The organism is Porphyrobacter sp. AAP82 (genome assembly GCF_000331285.1).
Lineage (GTDB): Bacteria > Pseudomonadota > Alphaproteobacteria > Sphingomonadales > Sphingomonadaceae > Erythrobacter.
Window position 1 is genome coordinate 1 of record NZ_ANFX01000041.1, and the last position, 18034, is coordinate 18034.

General features: G+C 66.7%; 19 protein-coding genes. 9 read left to right on the forward strand and 10 right to left on the reverse strand.

Annotation, left to right across the window (positions count from 1 at the left end):
* From D620_RS16850 to D620_RS15395, 4 genes are all read right to left on the reverse strand, one after another.
* Positions 1 to 263 (reverse strand): hypothetical protein (locus tag D620_RS16850; RefSeq protein WP_233992080.1); only part of this gene is annotated, 263 nt, incomplete at its 3' end.
* A gap of 126 nt (positions 264 to 389) precedes the next feature.
* Positions 390 to 1046 (reverse strand): class I SAM-dependent methyltransferase, encoded by a 657-nt coding sequence (locus tag D620_RS0113300; RefSeq protein ID WP_026092207.1) that lies wholly within the window; start codon positions 1044 to 1046, stop codon positions 390 to 392.
* A complete protein-coding gene (locus tag D620_RS0113305; RefSeq protein WP_017666315.1) occupies positions 1046 to 2260 on the reverse strand; it encodes a DUF3419 family protein in 1215 nt (404 codons plus the stop codon). The genes D620_RS0113300 and D620_RS0113305 overlap by 1 nt, the downstream gene beginning before the upstream one ends.
* Before the next feature lie 80 nt (positions 2261 to 2340).
* Positions 2341 to 3294, reverse strand: a complete 954-nt coding sequence (locus D620_RS15395; RefSeq protein WP_017666316.1) for a threonine ammonia-lyase — start codon at positions 3292 to 3294, stop codon at positions 2341 to 2343.
* 303 nt (positions 3295 to 3597) lie between these two features.
* Here D620_RS15395 and D620_RS0113325 point away from each other — a divergent pair, with 303 nt between their 5' ends.
* The 5 genes from D620_RS0113325 to D620_RS0113345 are packed head-to-tail and all read left to right on the forward strand — an operon-like array spanning position 3598 to position 8012.
* A complete protein-coding gene (locus D620_RS0113325) occupies positions 3598 to 4836 on the forward strand; it encodes a saccharopine dehydrogenase family protein (protein ID WP_017666317.1) in 1239 nt (412 codons plus the stop codon).
* Positions 4837 to 4880: 44 nt separating this feature from the next.
* A complete protein-coding gene (locus D620_RS0113330) occupies positions 4881 to 5267 on the forward strand; it encodes a GxxExxY protein (protein ID WP_017666318.1) in 387 nt (128 codons plus the stop codon).
* 43 nt (positions 5268 to 5310) lie between these two features.
* The gene (locus D620_RS0113335) at positions 5311 to 6312 is read left to right on the forward strand and encodes a peptidyl-alpha-hydroxyglycine alpha-amidating lyase family protein (RefSeq protein WP_233992081.1); all 1002 of its coding nucleotides are present in this window, start codon (positions 5311 to 5313) and stop codon (positions 6310 to 6312) included.
* Positions 6293 to 7486 (forward strand): carboxynorspermidine decarboxylase, encoded by a 1194-nt coding sequence (locus D620_RS0113340; protein ID WP_017666320.1) that lies wholly within the window; start codon positions 6293 to 6295, stop codon positions 7484 to 7486. Before D620_RS0113335 ends, D620_RS0113340 begins: the two co-directional genes overlap by 20 nt.
* Positions 7487 to 7508: 22 nt before the next feature.
* On the forward strand, positions 7509 to 8012 hold the full coding sequence (locus tag D620_RS0113345; RefSeq protein WP_017666321.1) for a hypothetical protein: 504 nt from the start codon (positions 7509 to 7511) through the stop codon (positions 8010 to 8012).
* Between the two features lie 6 nt (positions 8013 to 8018).
* Here the strand turns inward: D620_RS0113345 and D620_RS0113350 are convergent, their stop codons facing one another.
* A complete protein-coding gene (locus D620_RS0113350) occupies positions 8019 to 9011 on the reverse strand; it encodes a DUF3137 domain-containing protein (RefSeq protein ID WP_017666322.1) in 993 nt (330 codons plus the stop codon).
* Positions 9012 to 9084: 73 nt separating this feature from the next.
* Here D620_RS0113350 and D620_RS0113355 point away from each other — a divergent pair, with 73 nt between their 5' ends.
* The 3 genes from D620_RS0113355 (at position 9085) to D620_RS0113365 (ending at position 12547) form a co-directional block, all read left to right on the forward strand.
* The gene (locus D620_RS0113355) at positions 9085 to 9657 is read left to right on the forward strand and encodes a LemA family protein (protein WP_017666323.1); all 573 of its coding nucleotides are present in this window, start codon (positions 9085 to 9087) and stop codon (positions 9655 to 9657) included.
* A 226-nt stretch (positions 9658 to 9883) separates the two neighbouring features.
* Positions 9884 to 11086 carry a type III PLP-dependent enzyme gene (locus D620_RS0113360; protein ID WP_017666324.1) on the forward strand — a complete coding sequence of 401 codons (1203 nt, stop codon included), beginning with the start codon at positions 9884 to 9886 and terminating at the stop codon, positions 11084 to 11086.
* A 69-nt stretch (positions 11087 to 11155) separates the two neighbouring features.
* Positions 11156 to 12547, forward strand: coding sequence for a hypothetical protein (locus D620_RS0113365; protein WP_155800176.1), 1392 nt, complete (start codon positions 11156 to 11158; stop codon positions 12545 to 12547).
* Between the two features lie 18 nt (positions 12548 to 12565).
* Here the strand turns inward: D620_RS0113365 and D620_RS0113370 are convergent, their stop codons facing one another.
* The 5 genes from D620_RS0113370 to D620_RS0113390 form a co-directional block, all read right to left on the reverse strand.
* A complete protein-coding gene (locus D620_RS0113370; RefSeq protein ID WP_017666326.1) occupies positions 12566 to 13084 on the reverse strand; it encodes a pyridoxamine 5'-phosphate oxidase family protein in 519 nt (172 codons plus the stop codon).
* 115 nt (positions 13085 to 13199) lie between these two features.
* Positions 13200 to 14381 (reverse strand): acetyl-CoA C-acyltransferase, encoded by a 1182-nt coding sequence (locus D620_RS0113375; protein ID WP_017666327.1) that lies wholly within the window; start codon positions 14379 to 14381, stop codon positions 13200 to 13202.
* Positions 14382 to 14475: 94 nt separating this feature from the next.
* Positions 14476 to 14925, reverse strand: coding sequence for a MaoC family dehydratase (locus D620_RS0113380; RefSeq protein ID WP_017666328.1), 450 nt, complete (start codon positions 14923 to 14925; stop codon positions 14476 to 14478).
* A 101-nt stretch (positions 14926 to 15026) separates the two neighbouring features.
* Positions 15027 to 16409, reverse strand: coding sequence for a DUF5935 domain-containing protein (locus tag D620_RS0113385; RefSeq protein ID WP_017666329.1), 1383 nt, complete (start codon positions 16407 to 16409; stop codon positions 15027 to 15029).
* The gene (locus tag D620_RS0113390; RefSeq protein ID WP_017666330.1) at positions 16406 to 16618 is read right to left on the reverse strand and encodes a hypothetical protein; all 213 of its coding nucleotides are present in this window, start codon (positions 16616 to 16618) and stop codon (positions 16406 to 16408) included. The genes D620_RS0113385 and D620_RS0113390 overlap by 4 nt, the downstream gene beginning before the upstream one ends.
* Before the next feature lie 93 nt (positions 16619 to 16711).
* Here D620_RS0113390 and D620_RS15400 point away from each other — a divergent pair, with 93 nt between their 5' ends.
* On the forward strand, positions 16712 to 17965 hold the full coding sequence (locus tag D620_RS15400; protein ID WP_017666331.1) for a TIGR04063 family PEP-CTERM/XrtA system glycosyltransferase: 1254 nt from the start codon (positions 16712 to 16714) through the stop codon (positions 17963 to 17965).
* The last annotated feature ends 69 nt before the right edge of the window (positions 17966 to 18034 follow it).

Consider the following 18034-nt stretch of genomic DNA (forward strand, 5'->3'; position numbering starts at 1 on the left):
CGCGCCGATGCGCAAAACAACCGCCAGACTCTAATCCAAGCTGGGGGAAAGCTGGGGGTCACGTCAGCCGCTTCGATCCGCGCTTCGGCCCGGGCGGCCCGCTGCGATGGGGCGAGCTTGCCGACTATGTCCTGCGTGCCCGCTGCGCGCGGGTGCCGGTGGCCCGCGCGCCGGTCTGCCGTGTCGAACGCTTCGGCGGTCCCGCCAGCCGCACGCCGCTGGCCGACATCTGCTTCGGCGCGGGCGGGCTGTTCGCCAAGCACCGCGTTGCGTCACCCCTGCGCGGCTGTCGCAAGGGCCACCCCGACGGCCTCCCGCGCTTCGCCGCGATTGCCGCGACGCTTGGCGGGATGTGCCGTTACTGGACCCTCGCCGCAGCCGCGCGCGCTCTAGCCCGCCGTCAGCACATGGAGCTGGTAATAGCCGAGCGGCCCGCGCCGGCTTTCCAGCGCCAGTCCGCGGCTCGCCGCGATCTGCGCGGCAACTGCGGGCAGATCGGCGCGCGGGGTCACATGGAACTTGGCGAGCCATGCCCTGAGGCCCCGCCGGAACGGTCCCGGCAGCCCCGCCAGATCGCCGAAATCGACCACGTGAAGCGCGCCGCCGGGCGCCAGCTGCCCCGCCGCATGGGCGAGCGCGCCCTGCCAGTCGGGGATCATCGAGAGCGAATAGGACAGCACGATGCGCTCGAAGGCAGGCTCGCCCAGCAGGCTTGCAGGATCGAAGGCGCAGGCATCGCCTTCGCCGAGCCGCGCGTCCCCGCCCAGCGCCGCGCGCGCGCTCTTGAGCATCTCGGCCGAGATGTCGAGGCCGAACAACCGCACCCCGGGCCACGCCCGCTCCACCTTGGCAAGGTTGCGCCCCGTGCCGCAGGCGACTTCGAGCACCCGCATCCCGGGCCGCGCATCGAGCCCCGCGATCAGCGTGTCGCGCCCGAACAGGTAGTACTTGCGCGTCAGATCATAGATGTGCCGCTGCCCGCGATAGACCTCGTCCATCAGCGCGGCGTGGGTGGGGCGGGGAGCACCAAGGGTCTCAGGGGCCATCACGCCAGCTCGTAGACATGGACGCCGCCATAGATCGACGAGCGATCGCGGCGGGTGAGATCGGCGGAGAGTTCCTCGAGATAGCGCCACTTGCCAAGGATCGCATCGTCCAGCCGGCCGGTCAGCAGGCTGGGCTCGGCAGCGGTGCGGAACAGCACGCGCGCGCCGGGGCGGCTGGCGCGGGTGATGCGGGTCCACAGGCCGTCGAGCTGCTGGTTGTTCATCCAGTCCTGCGCATCGAGCAGCACGAAGCGGTCCATGCTCGCCTCCTCGCGCGCGCCGATCCAGTCGACCATATTGGCGCGGGTGACCTCGAGCCGGCCGATCCGCTCGCGCATCGCCTCCCAGTTGGCGCGCTGGAGATAGGGCGGCAGCGCCGCGCTTTCCGAGCGGTTGTAGCCGCGCCCGAAGGCCTGCCAGGCGAAGTAGTTGTCCTTGACCTCGAAGTCGCAGGCGAGCTTCTCGAGCCGGCGGCGCAGCACCTCGGCCATGCGTTCATCGCCTGCAAGGTGCTCGAACTGCGCGGGCGGAATGCCGAGGCCGAACAGCGAGGCGGGCTGGTCGGTCAGCCAGCGGATGAAGCGCTTCTCGAACACCGGCGCCAGCTCGCGCTCGAACACGTCGCGCTGCTCCTCGAGCGTCTCGGCCTCCAGGATCCTGGCCAGGTCGATCTTGTAGAGCTTGGCAAAGACGTGCGCCAGGCCGATGAAGTTGCCCAGCAATCCCTGCCGGTAGATGCCGCGCGTGAAGTAGCTGATGCGCTTGCGCCCGCGGATGTCGCGCTTTTCCCAATAGGCGCGGCTTTCGGCATCGAGATGCGGCGCGATCATCGTCTTGTAGACCGCCGCGTTCTCCTTGTGGTCGGCGTGGGCGAAGAAGCGGTGGAAGCGCTCGTAATTGGGCAGGTTCGCGATCGCGGCGATCTTGAGCTTGCCGAGGGCGACATGCGCGCGGTTGAGATCGACCGCGGTGACGCTTTCGGGATTGGCGGTGAGGTAGGACAGCGCGTTGCAGCAGCCGCTCGCAATGCACATCACGCGGCTGTCGGGCTGGATGTCGAGGCCCTCCATGTCGACCACCGGGTCTTCCCAGATCTGGGCATAGACCAGCCCCTTGAACGCGAGGGCGAAAGCCTTGTCGAGCAGCTTGTCGCCGACCTTTGCATCCTTGCGGATCACCGCGTCTTCGATGATCCGCTTTGCCTGAGTAGCCATGGGGGGAGGGGGTCCTTACGTTACGTCAAGCTCTTGTCGTATTCGGCTAGCGTTTCGTCAATGTGACGGTTTCCACAGCCTTATGGGGTGCCGGCGATGGTGGCGGCATAGGCGGCCGGATCGGCGTTGCCGCCGGTGAGCATGATGACGGTGTCCGCATCCACCGGCACCTTGCCCGCCAGCGCCGCCGCGAGCGCCGCCGCGCCGCCCGGCTCGACCACCAGGCGCAGGCTCGCGAAGGCGAAGCGTTGCGCGGCGCGCACCTCGTCATCGGTGACTGTGACGCCGGGCTCGGCGCGGCCCATGAGGAGGGCCAGGTTGAGCGGCTTGGTGACGTTGGGCTGCAAGGCATCGCAGATCGTCCGGGGCGCATCGGCCGCGGCGTGGACCAGCTCGCCCTTTGCCATTGCCTGCCCGACCATGTCCCAGCCGACCGGCTCGACGGGGTACACCGCGCTGCCGGGCGCGCCCAGCGCCAGCCCTGCGGTCAGCCCCCCGCCGCCGCAGCACGCCACGATCCGCGAAGGCGCGCGGCCGAGCTGGCTGGCGATCTCGATCGCGGCGCTGCCCTGGCCCTCGATCACCCACGGATCGCCGAAGGCATGGACCAGCGTGCCGCCGCGCCCGGCGATCAGCCGTGCGGCAACCGCATCGCGGTCTTCCCCCGGGCGCTGGTAGAGCACCACCTCGGCGCCCAGCGCGCGGGTGTTGGCGAGCTTCACCGCCGGCGCATCGTGCGGCATCACGATCGCCGCCTTCACCCCCAGCCGCCGCGCGCTCCATGCGACGCCTTGCGCGTGGTTGCCCGAGGACACCGCGACCACGCCGCCGCTGCGCTCATTGGCGGTGAGGTTGGAGAGCCGCCACCACGCGCCCCTGATCTTGAACGAGCCGATCGGTTGCAGCACCTCGGCCTTCACCCATGCCTGCACGGCGCCGATGGTGACCGGCAGCAGCGGGGTGGGCGGCAGGATGCCCGCCACCGACTCGGCAGCGGCGATCACGCCCTCGCGGGTGGGGATCCGGTCCGTCACGGCGCTTGCCGCCGGCCTGTAGGAGACACATGAGACACTGTCCTGGAGCGGAAAAGTTCCCCCGCAAAAGCCCCCCGCAAACGGCGGATGCGGGGCGGGCTGGGCAGGCGGAGCGGCGCGGCACGTGTCATTGCGCCTCTATGGCAAATCGCGCGCCAGTAGGAAATGCGGATCATTTGTCCCCTTCTACGCATTGCGTTGGTGGTTGCCGCATTGCTTTGGTCCGAAAACCGTTTCCCACTTTTCGGAGCAATGCACTAAGGCCCGCGCAAGATTCGCATCGCTTCACGAAAGGTTCCCGTCATGTCCGCAGCCAAATCCAAGACTGTCCTCGTCATCGGTGCGGGCGGCGTCAGCTCGGTGTGTGTCCACAAGATGGCGTTCAACGCCGAGATCTTCCCCGAAATCCATCTCGCCAGCCGCACCAGGGCCAAGTGCGATGCCATCGCCGCCTCGGTGAAGGAGCGATGCGGGCGCGAGATCGCCACCTACGAGATCGACGCCGAGGAAGTGCCCGCGATGGTCAACCTGATCCGCAAGACGGGCGCCGGCCTGGTGGTCAATCTCGCGCTGCCCTATCAGGACCTGCCGATCATGGACGCCTGCCTCGAGGCGGGCGTGGATTACCTCGACACCGCCAATTACGAGCCCAAGGACGAAGCCAAGTTCGAATATCACTGGCAGTGGGCCTATCACGACCGCTACCGGGATGCTGGCCTGATGGCGCTGCTGGGTTCGGGCTTCGATCCGGGCGTCACATCGGTCTTCACCATGTGGCTCAAGAAGCACAAGCTCAAGACCATCCGCCAGCTCGATATTCTGGACTGCAACGGCGGCGACCACGGCCAGCATTTCGCGACCAACTTCAACCCCGAAATCAACATCCGCGAAGTGACCGCGCCCGCGCGTCACTGGGAAGGCGGCGCGTGGGTCGAGACCCCGGCGATGGCCAACAAGGTGGCGTTCGACTTCGAAGCCGTCGGCCCCAAGAACATGTACCTGATGTATCACGAGGAGCTGGAAAGCCTCGCCAAGTTCGTCCCCGAGCTTGAACGCGCGCGCTTCTGGATGACCTTCGGCGACCAGTACATCACCCACCTCACCGTGCTCCAGAACGTCGGCATGACCTCGATCGAGCCGGTGCGCTATCAGGGCAAGGACATCATCCCCCTGCAATTCCTCGCCGCGGTGCTCCCCAAGCCCGAGACGCTGGGCGAGACGACCAAGGGCAACACCAATATCGGCGTGATCGCGACCGGCGAGGCGCTGGACGGCAGCGGCGAGAAGACGTTCTACATCAAGAACATCTGCTCGCACGAGGCGGCCTACGAGGAGACCGGCAACCAGGCGGTGAGCTACACCACGGGCGTGCCTGCGATGATCGGCGCGGCGATGATGGTGCAGGGCCACTGGCAGGGTGCCAATGGAGAAGGGGGCGTGTTCAACATCGAACAGCTTGATCCCGATCCCTTCATGGCGATGCTCAACGAACACGGGTTGCCGTGGACGGTCGAGGAGATGGCCGGTCCGGTGGAGTTCTGACAGAAGGAAAGGGTTCCACGCAGAGGCGCAGAGGGGGTTTGCAGTTGGATATTGATCGTATCTCCGCTGCTGTCGTCGATGAGGCTATCGCCATCCATCCTGAGTTGGGGCCCGGCTTGTTCGAGAATGGCTATGAAACCGTCCTTGCAGGACGGCTTGAGGCGAGAGGATTTGAGATTGCGCGGCAGTTTCCGGTGCCATTGATCTTCGATGGACAAATTTTCGACCCGGCATTTCGGGTCGACATCCTCGTTGACCAACGCCTCGTTCTCGAGCTCAAGGCAACCGATCAGCTGAACAAGGCCCACGCAAAGCAGCTGCTGACCTATCTGCGATTGCTTAAACAGCCCGTAGGGCTGCTTCTGATATTTTCTCAAGAGACAATGAGAGATGGCATCCGCCGGGTCGTGAACGATTACCGCCCGCAGTAGTCCTCTGCGCCTCTGCGCGAAACGAAAAGGCACCATGCTGCTGATGGAAACCAAGTACGCCAATGCTGCCATGCTTGCCATCGGCCCGGGGCTGCTCTTCGCCCTCTCCGCCTGCGACGCTGCCCTCCCTCCGCGCGAGGAGGTGCCGAGGCTTGCGGTCGACGCCGGCTGGCCCACCATCCCGGCGGGCGCGAAGTTCGGCGAAGTCAGCGCGGTCGATGTGGACGCTGCGGGCAATGTCTGGGTGCTCCACCGCGCCGGGCGCAAGTGGGCCGAGCCCTTCCCGAAAGAGCCGATCCCCGAGCCCGCGGTCTTCAAGTTCTCGCCCGATGGCAAGCTGCTGGCGCAATGGGGGGCGGGGCTGTTCGTCATGCCGCATGGCATCTCGATCGACCCCGCCGGCAAGGTCTGGATCACCGATGTGGCGCGCGAGCAGGTGATGCGCTTCTCGCCCGAGGGCGCGCTCGAACTGACGCTGGGCGAGCGCGGCGTGACAAGGCAGGACGCGGGCCATTTCGGCCGGCCCGCCGATGTCGCCTTCCTGCCCGGCCGCGTGCTGGTCGCCGATGGCTATGTGAACACCCGCGTTGCCGCCTTCGCGCCCGACGGCACCTTCATCCGCGACTGGGGCGACTTCAAGGTCGCCCACGCGGTCGCGGTGGACGAGGCGCACATCTACGTCGCCGACCGCGAGAATGCGCGCATCCAGATCTTCGACCATGCCGACAAGCTGCTCGCCAGCTGGCCCTCGCTCGCGGGAAACCACACCTACGGCCTGAAGCCTCTAGGTGGCGGACGGCTGCTCGCGGTCGAAGGGCGTGACGGGGCCGACCGCAACGGTGCGATCCTGCGCGTCTATGCCGCAGACGGCACCACCGAGGCTTCCTACGACATCGGCCTTCCCGGCGAGGACGCGAGCCTCGGCCATGACATTGCGATCGGGCCGGACGGGCATATCTACGTCACCGATGTGGCCGGCGGCCGCGTGGTGCGCCTCTCTCTCCCCGCTCATGTGAACAGGACCAATGCAGACCAAAGCCGGTGATCCGGGCGCCTTTGCCCATTTCGATCTGTCGCGGGTCGACAGCCCCGCCTTCGTGGTGGACGCCGCCAAGCTGCGGGACAATTGCCGCGTTCTGGCAGCGGTGCGCGATGCGGCTGCGGCGGACGGCGGGGACATCAGGGTGTTCGCCGCGCTCAAGGCCTTCTCGATGTGGTCGGCCGCGCCCATCATCGGCGAATATCTCGACGGGGTCTCCACCTCGGGTCTGTGGGAAGCGCGGCTCGCATCGGAGTTCTACGACGGCGAGATCGCGACCTATTCGGCCGCCTTCAAGCCCGAGGAGCTGGAGGAGATCTGCCGGCTCTCCGACCACGTGATCTTCAATTCGCCCTACCAGCTTGCACGCGCGCGGCTGATCCTCGATCAGGCCGCGGCCAATGGCGCGCCGGTCAGCGTGGGCCTCAGGATCAACCCGCAGGTGGCGACCGGCGAGGTCGCCAAGTATGACCCCAGCGCGCCCGGATCGCGGCTCGGCTTCCCGCTCGACCAGCTCACCGAAGAGCACATGGAAGGGGTGGAGGGCATCCACTTCCACAACCTGTGCGAACAGGATTTCGAGCCCTTGAAGGCCACCTGGGACCGGGTGTTCGACGTGATCGAGCCCTATTTCGACCAGTTGAAGTGGATCAACATGGGCGGCGGCCACCACATCACCCGCGCCGATTACCAGCGCGAGGAGCTGGTCGAATTCCTCAAGGATGCGGCCGCCGACACCGGCTGCCAGATCATCCTCGAACCGGGCGAGGCGGTCGCGCTCGATGCCGGCATTCTGGTGGGCACGCTGCTCGATACCCATTTCAACGCGGTGCCGGTCGGGATCACCGATATCTCGGCAACCTGCCACATGCCCGATGTGCTCGAAGCGCCCTATCGCCCGGCGATGCTGGGCGAACTGACGGACGAGGCAATGATCCCGATCCGTCTCGGCGGCCCCTCGTGCCTTGCGGGCGATGTCATCGGCGACTACCGCCTGCCGGTCGCGGCAGAACCGGGCGCGCGCTTCGCCTTCCTCGACCAGGCGCATTATTCGATGGTCAAGACCAACACCTTCAACGGTGTCGCCCTGCCGTCGATCTGGATGTGGGACTCCGAGACCGACGCGCTCGACTGCATCAAGCGCTTCGACTACGCCGATTTTCGTGACCGGCTGAGCTGACCCGCCGGGTGGGGGCAAGGTGATGATGACAAGGCTTCTGGCCGCAGCGGCGACCGCCGGTGCACTCGCGTTCGCCGCGCCCGCCGCAGCGCAGGATTTTGACGCTGCGCGCGTGGTGATGGCGGTCAACCAGGCCGATCTTGCCGCGATCGCCGCCTCGCTCGGCCACAAGATCACGCAAAGAGGCAAGGAGGGCGAGACCTTCATCGCCGCCGAGACCGGGGAGGGGGTCGTCTACCTCCTGTTCGGCACCGCCTGCGCGGTCGGCGGGGTGCCGGGCTGTCAGGGGGTGATGATCCAGGCGCGCTTCGATCTGCCGCCGGGCACCACCTACGAGACCCTCGCCAAAACCAATGCCGGGCAGGCCGCGATCAGCGTCACCGCCGATTTCGCGGCCAAGTCGCTGGTCTTCACCCGCTACCACGTGCTCGATCACGGGGTGACGATGGCCAATATCCGCGAGAACGTGAACGTGCTGCTCGGCAGCGTCGGCGATGCCTATGCGCTTGCCGCCGGTGAGGAATAGCCCGCCCTAGAGATCGTCGGAGACCTCGGGCCGGTCGTGCAGCACCCGCCCGCGCTCGTTCTGGTTGATCGCCAGCGCAAGGCCGGTCAGCGCGCCGAACTGGCGGGCCGCGCGCGCCGCGTTCTCGCGGTCCTTTGACGCATCCATCCCGCCGCTTTCGAACAGGTCGCCCGCCTCGATGGCGATGATCACCTCGCCGCGGCTGAACAGCGCGCGCATCTCGCGCGCCTCGAAGGCGCTTTCGAGCCGCAGCAGATGCTCGACATAGGTCGGGTGGACCAGCACGCGCGCCTCGACCTGATCGTCGGAATAGAGCGCGAAGCTCTGGCCGAAAGCGGGGTGGACCTGATCGACCCGGTCGAGGCGGTGGCCATCGAAGCTCACGTGGTCGCTCGCCCCGCCAAGCCCCAGCCACTTCCTGTGCTTGCCGGCGCGTTCGAGCAGCGTCGTGGAATGGAACTTGCGGCCGAATGCCATGCGGATGACCGGGCCCCGGAACACCGTCACCCAGCGCCGGTTCTTGCCCGAACCGCGCTGTTCCTCGAGGTGGCATTCATAGAGCTCGAAATCGTGCCCTTCGAGCGTGCCGTGCCAGCGATCCTCGAAGCCCGAGCGTTCGAAGCCGGGCAGCAGCCCGTAGGTGCGCGCCGCCTCGAATTCTGCCCCGGGTTCGACATCGGGGCTGTAGGTGAGGCCATAGCCTGCCGCGATGGCGGCGTTGATGCCGGTCTTGATGGTCTTCTTGGCGGCGACGATCGGCAGGTAGCCCCACCACCATGCGCCGCCGACCCCGGCGAGGGTGAGAATGCCCGAAAGCTGTGCGGGCAGGGGGCTGAACCAGACGAAGGCCAGCACCGGCATGAGGATAGCCGCGCCCCACACCCAGCGATTCGTCGCCTGCTTCTTCGCGCCTTCGCGCATGTCGTTCTGGCCGGCGAGCCAATCCGCCAGCCCGCCCTGCATCAGGGCGTTGATATCCGATCCCACGCGTCCTGCCATTTTTTGCCGGTTTGCACCGCTCCCTTAAGGAATATGCGCTAAGGAGGCGTCACAATTCAAGGAGGGCTTGCGCGTGATCGACATTATCGGCTGGTTCTGGACCTCGGCGATCCTGGTGATCGCGGTCGTTTTGGTGCTGGTGCTGATCGGCATCTACAACCGTCTCGTCGGCCTCCGGCAAGCGGTGCGGCAGGGGGTCGCCGATATCGATGCGCAGCAGCGCCAGCGGCACGATCTGATCCCCAATCTGGTCGAGACGGTGAAGGGCTATGCGGCCCATGAAGCAGCGACGCTCGAAGCCGTGATCGCCGCGCGCAATGCCGCCGCCAGCGGCACGCCGTCCTCGGGCGGGGAGCAGCAATTGAAGAGCGCGCTCGGCAATCTGCTGGCGCTGGGCGAGGCCTATCCCGACCTCAAGGCGAGCGCGAACTTCCAGTCGCTCCAGGGCGAACTTGCCGATGTCGAGGACAAGCTTGCCGCTGCGCGCCGCGCCCTCAACGCCGCTGCCGCGCGCTTCAATGCCGCGCGCGAATCCTTTCCGGCGGTGCTGTTTGCAGGCCCGCTCGGATTCGCCGAGGCCGATTTCCACCGCCTCGACGCGAGCGCGCAGGGAACGGTCGATCAGGCCCCCCGCATCGCCTTCTGAACCGGCTCCGGAATGGCGGAAAGCTGCGGGTTTCCCGTCACATTCCGGTCGCTTTCCAGTTAGTGTCTTCAAAAAGTAACATTTCACCCGGGCGGGGTGCATTTTTCGTTTGCATTTCCCCCCCCAAGCCCTATCTGCGCGCTTCCGCTGCCCCAAGGGGACTTCCAAACCGCAAGGCAGCTTGTCGTTTTATGGTTCAACAGAGCCGTTTTGGGGGTCCCTTGAGTTGCACATCTATCCTGACGCACTGGCTGTAGTCCGCGACCTCCGTCCGGACGAACCCGTCATCCTCAACCGCCCGCATGCCGCGCGGCGCGCCGCCCGTTTCTTCGTCGAGAAGTTTCCGGGCAAGGTGCTCTATGCGGTCAAGGCCAACCCTGCGCCCGATCTCATCGAGGTGCTGTGGAGCGCGGGTGTCACCCACTTCGATGTCGCCTCGATCACCGAGGTGCGGCTGGTGCGGAGCATTCTTCCGCAAGCCGTGCTGTGCTTCATGCATCCGGTGAAGACCCCGGCGGCGATCCGCGAGGCCTATTTCGAGCACGGCGTGCGCACCTTCAGCCTCGACACCTTCGAGGAGCTGGAGAAGATCATCGACGCCTGCCGCGGCGATGACGGCGAGGCGCCGCGCGACCTCAGGCTGTGCGTGCGCCTGCGCGTGTCGAGCGAGTATTCGGAGCTCAGCCTTGCCAGCAAGTTCGGCTGCGACCTCATCGAAGCGCCCCAGCTGCTCCAGCAGGCCCGCCAGCATTGTGACTGGCTGGGGGTGTGCTTCCACGTCGGCAGCCAGGCGATGACGCCCTTCGCCTTCGTCCAGGCATTGGATCGCACCCGTGCGGCGATTGCCGAGGCCTCGGTGGTGATCGACATGATCGATGTCGGCGGGGGCTTCCCGAGCGCCTATCCCGGGCTCGAGCCGCCGCCGATGGAAGATTACTTCGCGATCATCGCCAAGCACTTCGAAAGCCTGCCGATCGCCTACAACGCCGAGCTGTGGTGCGAACCCGGCCGCGCGCTTTCGGCCGAGTATTCCTCGATGATCGTGCAGGTCAACAAGCGCCGCGGCGAGGAGCTCTACATCAATGACGGCGCCTATGGCGCGCTCTACGATGCCGCCCATGTCGCGTGGCGCTTCCCGGTGCGCGCGCTCGAGGACGACCTCATCGAGGATGACGAGGACTTCGCCTTCTACGGGCCGACCTGCGACGATGCCGATTACATGAAGGGCCCCTTCAAGCTCCCCGCCGATATCCAGGCGGGCGACTATGTCGAGATCGGCATGCTCGGCGCTTACGGCGCGGCGATGAAGACCGGCTTCAACGGCTATGGCAATGCCCGGGTCGTGACCGTGCAGGACGAGCCGATGATGAGCCTGTTCAACGGTACCCGCGTGCGCGAGGCGACCGACAACGTGGTCTCGCTGCGCTAAACCTTGTCATGGTCCCGCGCCGCCTGCAAACAGGCCGGCGCGGGGCCATCACGCCCCTTGGGGGTGCTGATGTTCAGGAAGATTTTCGGCAAGCTGCGAGGGGGCAAGGCACCTGAGCCCAAGAGCCGGATCGCCTATCTCACCGACCTCTATCACGATTGGGCCGAGGGCAAGGTCGAAACCTGGGGCGGGATTGACCTGCGTGGCCTGATCGAACAGCAAATTGCCGCGGGCGATGCACAGATGGCGACGACGAACCTCGCCGGCCATGTGCGGCATTGTTTCGACCTTGCGGGCCTCTACTGGGGCCAGGGGGATACCGCCACAGCCCGGCATTATCTGGGCAAGGCACTGGACAGTCACGAGCGCATGATCGCCTATTGCGACCAGCGGGGCCCCGTCTGGCCGATGGAATATTCCGACGAAGCCGATGCGCGGATCGCCGGGCTCCTGCTGGATCGCCCGGTCGCGCAGGTCCCCCGCCGCCCGCGCGAGGAGCGCGATCTCTACCCCTCGTTCAAGCCGATCCTGCTCGATGCCATGACCGGCGACGCCCCGCTCGACATGGCGCGCTGGCAGGACTGGGAGGACAGCACGGTCAGGAACCGCTGGCCCAAGTTCCAGGTTGCCGAGGCGCAGTTCTACCGCCGCGCGTTGACGGGGGAGTTCGCGAGCGGGGCCGCGCTGCTGGCGGCGCACGAGGCGCTGTGGAAGTCCAAGGCGGGCAAGACCTTCGAGCGGGGCTGGTTCAACGGCTATGACGACAATGACCTGATCATCGACGCGCTGTTCGCTGCCGTGCTCAAGCGCATCGGGTGGGAAGGGTGCTACCGCCACTCCTGGCCGCATACGCTGCCCTACGATTCCACCCCCGAAACCACGCGCGAACCGGATCGCTACATCGCCGTGGCCGCCGCCCCGCTGCCCGCACCTGCCGCCGACACCGGCATCATCGCCGATGCGCAGGACGCGCGGCGCTATCTCGACCATCACCTCGGCCAGCAGACCGATGACGAGGGCAATTCCTTCCCCGCCGCGCGCCCGGCCAAGCAAGCGGGCAAGGTCGCGGGCGCAATGAAGGAGCTGGGCTGGGTCCGCGATCCGGCCGCGCTCGGCCTGATGCGCGCCTACCGCATGGACAACGTGCTGACCCGCCGCTCGCACCTGAGCTTGTGCGATCCGGTGGCGAGCTTCGTGACCCTCAAGGGCTGGAACGATGCGATGCGGCAGGATTTCGGGCTCCACCCCGATCTTGTCGCCATCGCCCAGAGCGAGGAGCGCGCCGACTACATGGACCCGCAGGGCCTGTGGTATGTGCTGTGGGTCAAGGACCGCAAGGTCTACGCCGTCGACCGCGAGGACTGGCACGATCCGGGGCTTGCCACCGCTGGCGCACAACGCGGGATGACGGTGTGGCCGTCCTATGTCAGCTTCGTCGCATGGTGGGTGGGCGGCGCCTGACGCCCGCCCTGCGCCCCGCTAGAGCCGCACCTCGGCGACCTTGTCCTTGTAGTCCGTTTTGGGATCGATCCCGACCAGCATCTTGATCCCGGCGACGATCGAGGACGCGTCGATCCAGATTTCGGCGTCTTCCGCATCGAGGCGGACGAGGGCGATTTTCGGATCGTCCTTGCCTTCGTACCATGCCGCGACAAAGCGGTTCCAGAGCCGGTCGATGATGGCGCGCTCGCGGGTCGTCGAAAGCGTGCCGTGGAGGGTTGCGCACACGTCGTGGCCCTTCGAGGCGAAATGCGCCATCGCGCGCGGCTGCCCGCCGGCCAGTTCGGCCTGCTGGATCATGCGGTAGAGCGCGTTGTCGGTGGCGGTGAAGAACCACAGCGGCCCGAAATATTCGCCGCTGTCGTAGAGCGCATCATCGAGCTGCGTGGTCATCGGACGGGCGTGGCCGTCCTCGCCCTCGGCAAGGCCCAGGAACATCGTCCTGTCGCTTTTGAGCGCCTTCCAGAATTTCGAACGGATTTCCGCGTCGGTCGCCATGCCTGTCTCCTTTGAACGGGACAGGCGCTAGCGCCGACGCGGCAGAATTGTTCCGTGCGCTCTTTTGTTGTCGCGTTTTCCGAGCCGCCGGCTGTGCCACCCGGCTTGAAAACGCTTAGAAGACCTCGAAGAGACCGGCCGCGCCCATGCCGCCGCCGATGCACATGGTGACGACGACATACTTGGCGCCGCGACGCTTGCCTTCGATCAGCGCGTGGCCGGTGCAGCGCGCGCCGGTCATGCCGTAGGGGTGGCCGATCGAGATTGAGCCGCCGCTGACGTTGAGAATGTCGTTATTGATGCCGAGCTGGTCGCGGCAGTAGAGCACCTGCACCGCGAAAGCCTCGTTCAGTTCCCACAGCCCGATGTCGTCCATCTTGAGGCCGGTCTGCTTCAGGAGCTTGGGGATCGCGAAGACCGGGCCGATGCCCATCTCGTCGGGCTCGGTGCCCGCCACCGCCATGCCGACATAGCGGCCGAGCGGCTGCAAGCCCCGCTGTTCGGCGAGCTTGGCTTCCATCAGCACGCTCGCCGAGGAACCGTCCGACAGCTGCGAGGCATTGCCCGCGGTGATGTTCATGCCCGGGCCCATCACCGGGTTGAGGCTCTGGAGGCCTTCAAGGGTGGTCTCGGGACGGTTGCCCTCGTCCTTGGAGAAGGTGATCTCCTTCTGCGAGACTTCCTTGGTCTCCTTGTCGGTCACGTTCATGGTGACGGTGACGGGGACGATTTCCGCATCGAGCCGCCCCTCGGCCTGCGCGGCGGCGGTGCGCATCTGCGACTGGTAGGCGTATTCGTCTTGGCGCTCGCGGCTGATGTTGTAGCGCTTGGCGACGGTCTCGGCGGTGCCGAGCATCGGCATGTAAACGTCATTGTGCATCGCGATCAGCGAGCGGTCGGGCGCAACGCGCATCTCGGGGGTCTGCACCAGCGAAATCGAATCCTGCCCGCCGCCGACGACGATATCCATGTTGTCGACGATGATCTGCTTGGCGGCGGTCGAAATCGCCATCAGGCCCGAGGAGCACTGGCGGTCGATGGTCTGGCCGCTGACGCCCACCGGGCAGCCGGCGCGCAGCGCGACCTGACGGGCGATGTTGCCGGCCTGGGTCCCTTGCGTGAGGACGGTGCCCCACAGCACATCGTCGATCTCGCCGGCCTCGATCCCGGCGCGTTCGATCGCGGGGGCGAGGCTGAGCGCGCCGAGGGTCGGCCCGGGGGTGGCGTTGAAGGCGCCCTTGTAGGCGCGACCGATGGGGGTGCGGGCGGTGGAGACGATAACGGCGTCACGGGCCATGATGGGGGTATCCTTGCTCTGGGGGGCGGCTCCCGCGCGCGGGCGGGAGCCTCATGCTGTCAGGGGTGGGCAGGGCCGGGCATGGCCCGCTGCCTCACACGAAGTATTGCGTGATCCATTCGCAGATCAGCGCGGGCTTTTCCTCGCCTTCGATCTCGATCGTGATCTCGCAGGTCTGTTGCCACTGGCCGGGGCGCTTCTCGACCATTTCGGTGAGCTTCCAGACGCCGCGGATGCGCTTGCCGGCGCGCACGGGGGCGATGAAGCGGGTCTTGTTGCCGCCGTAATTGACGCCCATCTTCACCCCGTCGATGCGCGGCGCGCCGCCTTGGGCGCCGAGATAGGGGATCATCGAAAGCGTCAGAAAGCCATGCGCGATGGTCCCGCCGAACGGGGTCATCTTCGCCATCTCTTCATTGACGTGGATGAACTGGTGATCTCCGGTCGCCTCGGCGAACTGGTTGATGCGTTCCTGGCTCATCTCGGCCCATTCGCTGGTGCCGATCACTTCGCCGACCTTGGCGGCCAAATCCTGGGGGTTCATGGGGCTCCTCCTCTTGTCATGCGGGCGGGATCCCGTGCCCGCCGCGCTGCTGATGCGCCCGGCTTCATGGCGCAACACACAAGGGAGCGCAACGCTATCAGCTATGCCGCTACGGCACCGCGCATCTGGCCGGCGACCGCAGCCCTGCGGGTGGCGCTGCGTTCCAGCAATCCGCGCGCCGACTCGATGCGCAGACAATAGGTGTGGAGCGCGATCTGGAGCCCCACCAGCATCAGCATCACCGGCTGGTAGGCGATCCCCTGGAACAGCGCGCCGACCAGGTAGATCACCGCCCCCATTTGCAGCGCCGAGGCGAGCGGCGCGATCCAGCGGGTCGTCTCGTCCTCCTCCTTCTTCCAGCGGCGCTGGATGCGTTCCATCTGCCACAGGCCGAGCAGGTGCAGCAGCGCCCAGGTGAGAAGCCCCGGCCAGCCCTGTTCGCCGAGCATCTCGAAGACCGAGGAGTGGTAGGCGCGGGCCTTGTCCTCGACTTCCTCGTAGGTGACCGTGGTGGTGTTCCCGTCGGTCTTCCGGACCGGCATGACATAGGTGAACTTGTTCGACCGGTAGGCATCGAACCCGCCGCCCAGCGGCTTGGTCTCGACATAGTGGAGCGTCCATTCCCACACCGCCACGCGGGTCGAGGCGCTCTCGTCGCCGCCCGGCTCGGCGATGGTCGCCATGCGCTGGTAGTAGGATTGCGGCAGGAACGGCAGCGCGGCCAGGCCGAGCACGCCCGCACCGGCGATGAACAGGATGCGCCGCTTGGAATAGCGCAACAGCAGCACGGCCAGCGCGGCGATGCACAGCAGGCCCGTGCGTGCCTCGGTGCCGATCGGCACGAGCAGGCTGGAAAAGGTCAGCGCGGCGGCAAAGATCGTCACCGTCCAGTGGCGCGGGAAGACCGTGCCGTGGCGCACCAGCCACCACAGCAGCGGGATCAGCCCGATCGCGACCGTGGCGAGGGTCGAGCTTTCGTAGATCCCCGAATTGTCGTCGACGAAGAAGTTCAATTCGCCATAGCCGCCCCCGCCGGTCACCACCTTCAATCCGGTGGCGATCACGATCATCGCCACGCTCAGCACCAGCGAAATGGCCAGCCCCTCGATCCGCGCGCGGGTGGTGAGGGTGAGGGGGAGGAAGATCGCAAACAGCAGCGCCTTCCACACCCAGTCCCACTTGGTCTGCGCATCGAGCGGGAAATCGGCATTGCCGGTGGTCCACCAGCAATAGAGCAGCAGCCCCAGCATCAGCCCCTGCCGCAAGGTGAAGCGCGCGCCCTCCTTGCGGTCCAGTGCCAGCCATCCGCCGAAGGCCGCGGCAAAGGCGATCAGCGACAGCGGCAGGGAGGTGATGATCGAATAGCCGATGCGCTGCGGCGAGAGGATGTCGATATAGATGTAGAGCAGCACCCACAGGAACGGGCGCCTGAGGCCGAGCAGCAGGACGTAGGCGATGAAGGTGAGGAAGAACAGGTCCTTCACGCCCCGTCCTCTCCGGCCTCGCTGGCGGCCCGGCGCGCGCGGCGCGCCTCGTTGCGGCCCGAAACGCTCGCGGCCTTGCGGTTGCCTTCGGTCTCGGACTTGATGTCGCCCAGCAGCGGATCGACATCCAGCGCCTCGCGCATCACCAGCCGCATCATCGCGATGGCGAGCAGGCCATGGCCGAGGGCAAGGGCGATGGTGTCGATCATCTTGCGGGCAGGGTCCGAAGCGCAGGCATGGGAGAGCCTTACAGGCAGCCAGTTGACGGCGCGTTAAGCACGCCTGCGATAGACAGCCGGGCCATGACCCGCGTCCTCCACGTCCTCGACCATTCGCTGCCGCTCCACAGCGGTTACACCTTCCGCACCCGCGCGATCCTGAAGGCTCAGGAGGGCCACGGGCTGGAAGTGCGCGGGATCACCGGGCAACGGCACAATCTCGAGGCCGCGGTGACCTCTCGATGCGAGGAAGCCGACGGGCTGACCTTCCACCGCACCCCCGGCACCCCGTCGGGCCCGCCGCCGTTGCGCGAACTGGGCGAGATCGAGGCGCTGACCGCGGCGATCATCCACCTTGCCGATGAATGGCGCCCCGACATCATCCACGCCCATTCGCCCGCCCTGTGCGGCGCCGCTGCCGAGCGGGCGGCGCGCGCGCTGGGTGTGCCCTTTGTCTACGAGATCCGCGCCTTCTGGGAGGATGCCGCCGTCGGCAACCTTTCGGGCACCCAGGGCAATCTCAAATACCGGCTGACCCGCGCGCTCGAAACGCGCGTGGCGCGCGGCGCGGACGCGCTGTTCACGATCTGCCATGGCCTCAAGGACGATCTGGCCGCGCGCGGCATTCCGGCGGGCCGTATCAATGTCATGCCCAACGGGGTCGACCTTGCGCTGTTCGGCGATCCGCCGCCGCGCGACGAGGCGCTCGCGGCACAGCTGGGGATCGCGCCCGGCGCTCCGGTGATCGGCTATATCGGCAGCTTCTATGCCTATGAGGGGGTCGACGATCTGATCGCCGCCATGCCCTTGCTGCGCGCCGCGCACTCCGATGCGCGGCTGCTGCTGGTGGGGGCAGGACCGATGGACGAGGCCTGGCGCGCCGCCGCCGCCGCGCTGCCCGATCCGCAAGCGGTCATCTTTACCGGCCGTGTGCCGCACACCGCGGTGGAGCGCTATTACTCGCTGGTCGATGTGCTCGCCTATCCGAGGAAGGCCCAGCGCCTCACCGATCTGGTCACGCCGCTGAAGCCATTGGAAGCCATGGCCCAGCGGCGACTGGTGGCGGCCTCATCGGTCGGCGGGCACCGCGAGCTGATCGAGGACGGGGTGACGGGCACGCTGTTTGCCCCCGACGATCCCGCTGCCTGCGCCGCAGCCCTCGCCCGGCTGCTCGATACCCACGCGGATTGGGAGGCGATCAAGACCCGCGCGGTCGATCATGTGCGCACCCGTCACGACTGGGCCGTCAATGCGCGTCATTATCTCTCTGTTTACCATCTCTTGCTAGCCCGTGATGACAAGGACAGCGCCGCGCGCGCTGCCGGGCAAACGGGGTAGTATTCGCATGGCATCGGGGCACACGGGCAAATCGGTTCGGCAGAAACGCAGGCGAAACCACCGTCCGGC

Bases quoted from the DNA above. Each gene is read 5' to 3' on its own strand.
- D620_RS0113300 (WP_026092207.1), bottom strand. From the start codon at position 1,046: ATGGCCCCTGAGACCCTTGGTGCTCCCCGCCCCACCCACGCCGCGCTG.
- D620_RS0113305 (WP_017666315.1), bottom strand. From the start codon at position 2,260: ATGGCTACTCAGGCAAAGCGGATCATCGAAGACGCGGTGATCCGCAAG.
- D620_RS0113325 (WP_017666317.1), top strand. From the start codon at position 3,598: ATGTCCGCAGCCAAATCCAAGACTGTCCTCGTCATCGGTGCGGGCGGC.
- D620_RS0113335 (WP_233992081.1), top strand. From the start codon at position 5,311: ATGGAAACCAAGTACGCCAATGCTGCCATGCTTGCCATCGGCCCGGGG.
- D620_RS0113340 (WP_017666320.1), top strand. From the start codon at position 6,293: ATGCAGACCAAAGCCGGTGATCCGGGCGCCTTTGCCCATTTCGATCTG.
- D620_RS0113345 (WP_017666321.1), top strand. From the start codon at position 7,509: ATGATGACAAGGCTTCTGGCCGCAGCGGCGACCGCCGGTGCACTCGCG.
- D620_RS0113350 (WP_017666322.1), bottom strand. From the start codon at position 9,011: ATGGCAGGACGCGTGGGATCGGATATCAACGCCCTGATGCAGGGCGGG.
- D620_RS0113365 (WP_155800176.1), top strand. From the start codon at position 11,156: ATGTTCAGGAAGATTTTCGGCAAGCTGCGAGGGGGCAAGGCACCTGAG.
- D620_RS0113370 (WP_017666326.1), bottom strand. From the start codon at position 13,084: ATGGCGACCGACGCGGAAATCCGTTCGAAATTCTGGAAGGCGCTCAAA.
- D620_RS0113375 (WP_017666327.1), bottom strand. From the start codon at position 14,381: ATGGCCCGTGACGCCGTTATCGTCTCCACCGCCCGCACCCCCATCGGT.
- D620_RS0113380 (WP_017666328.1), bottom strand. From the start codon at position 14,925: ATGAACCCCCAGGATTTGGCCGCCAAGGTCGGCGAAGTGATCGGCACC.
- D620_RS0113390 (WP_017666330.1), bottom strand. From the start codon at position 16,618: ATGATCGACACCATCGCCCTTGCCCTCGGCCATGGCCTGCTCGCCATC.
- D620_RS15400 (WP_017666331.1), top strand. From the start codon at position 16,712: ATGACCCGCGTCCTCCACGTCCTCGACCATTCGCTGCCGCTCCACAGC.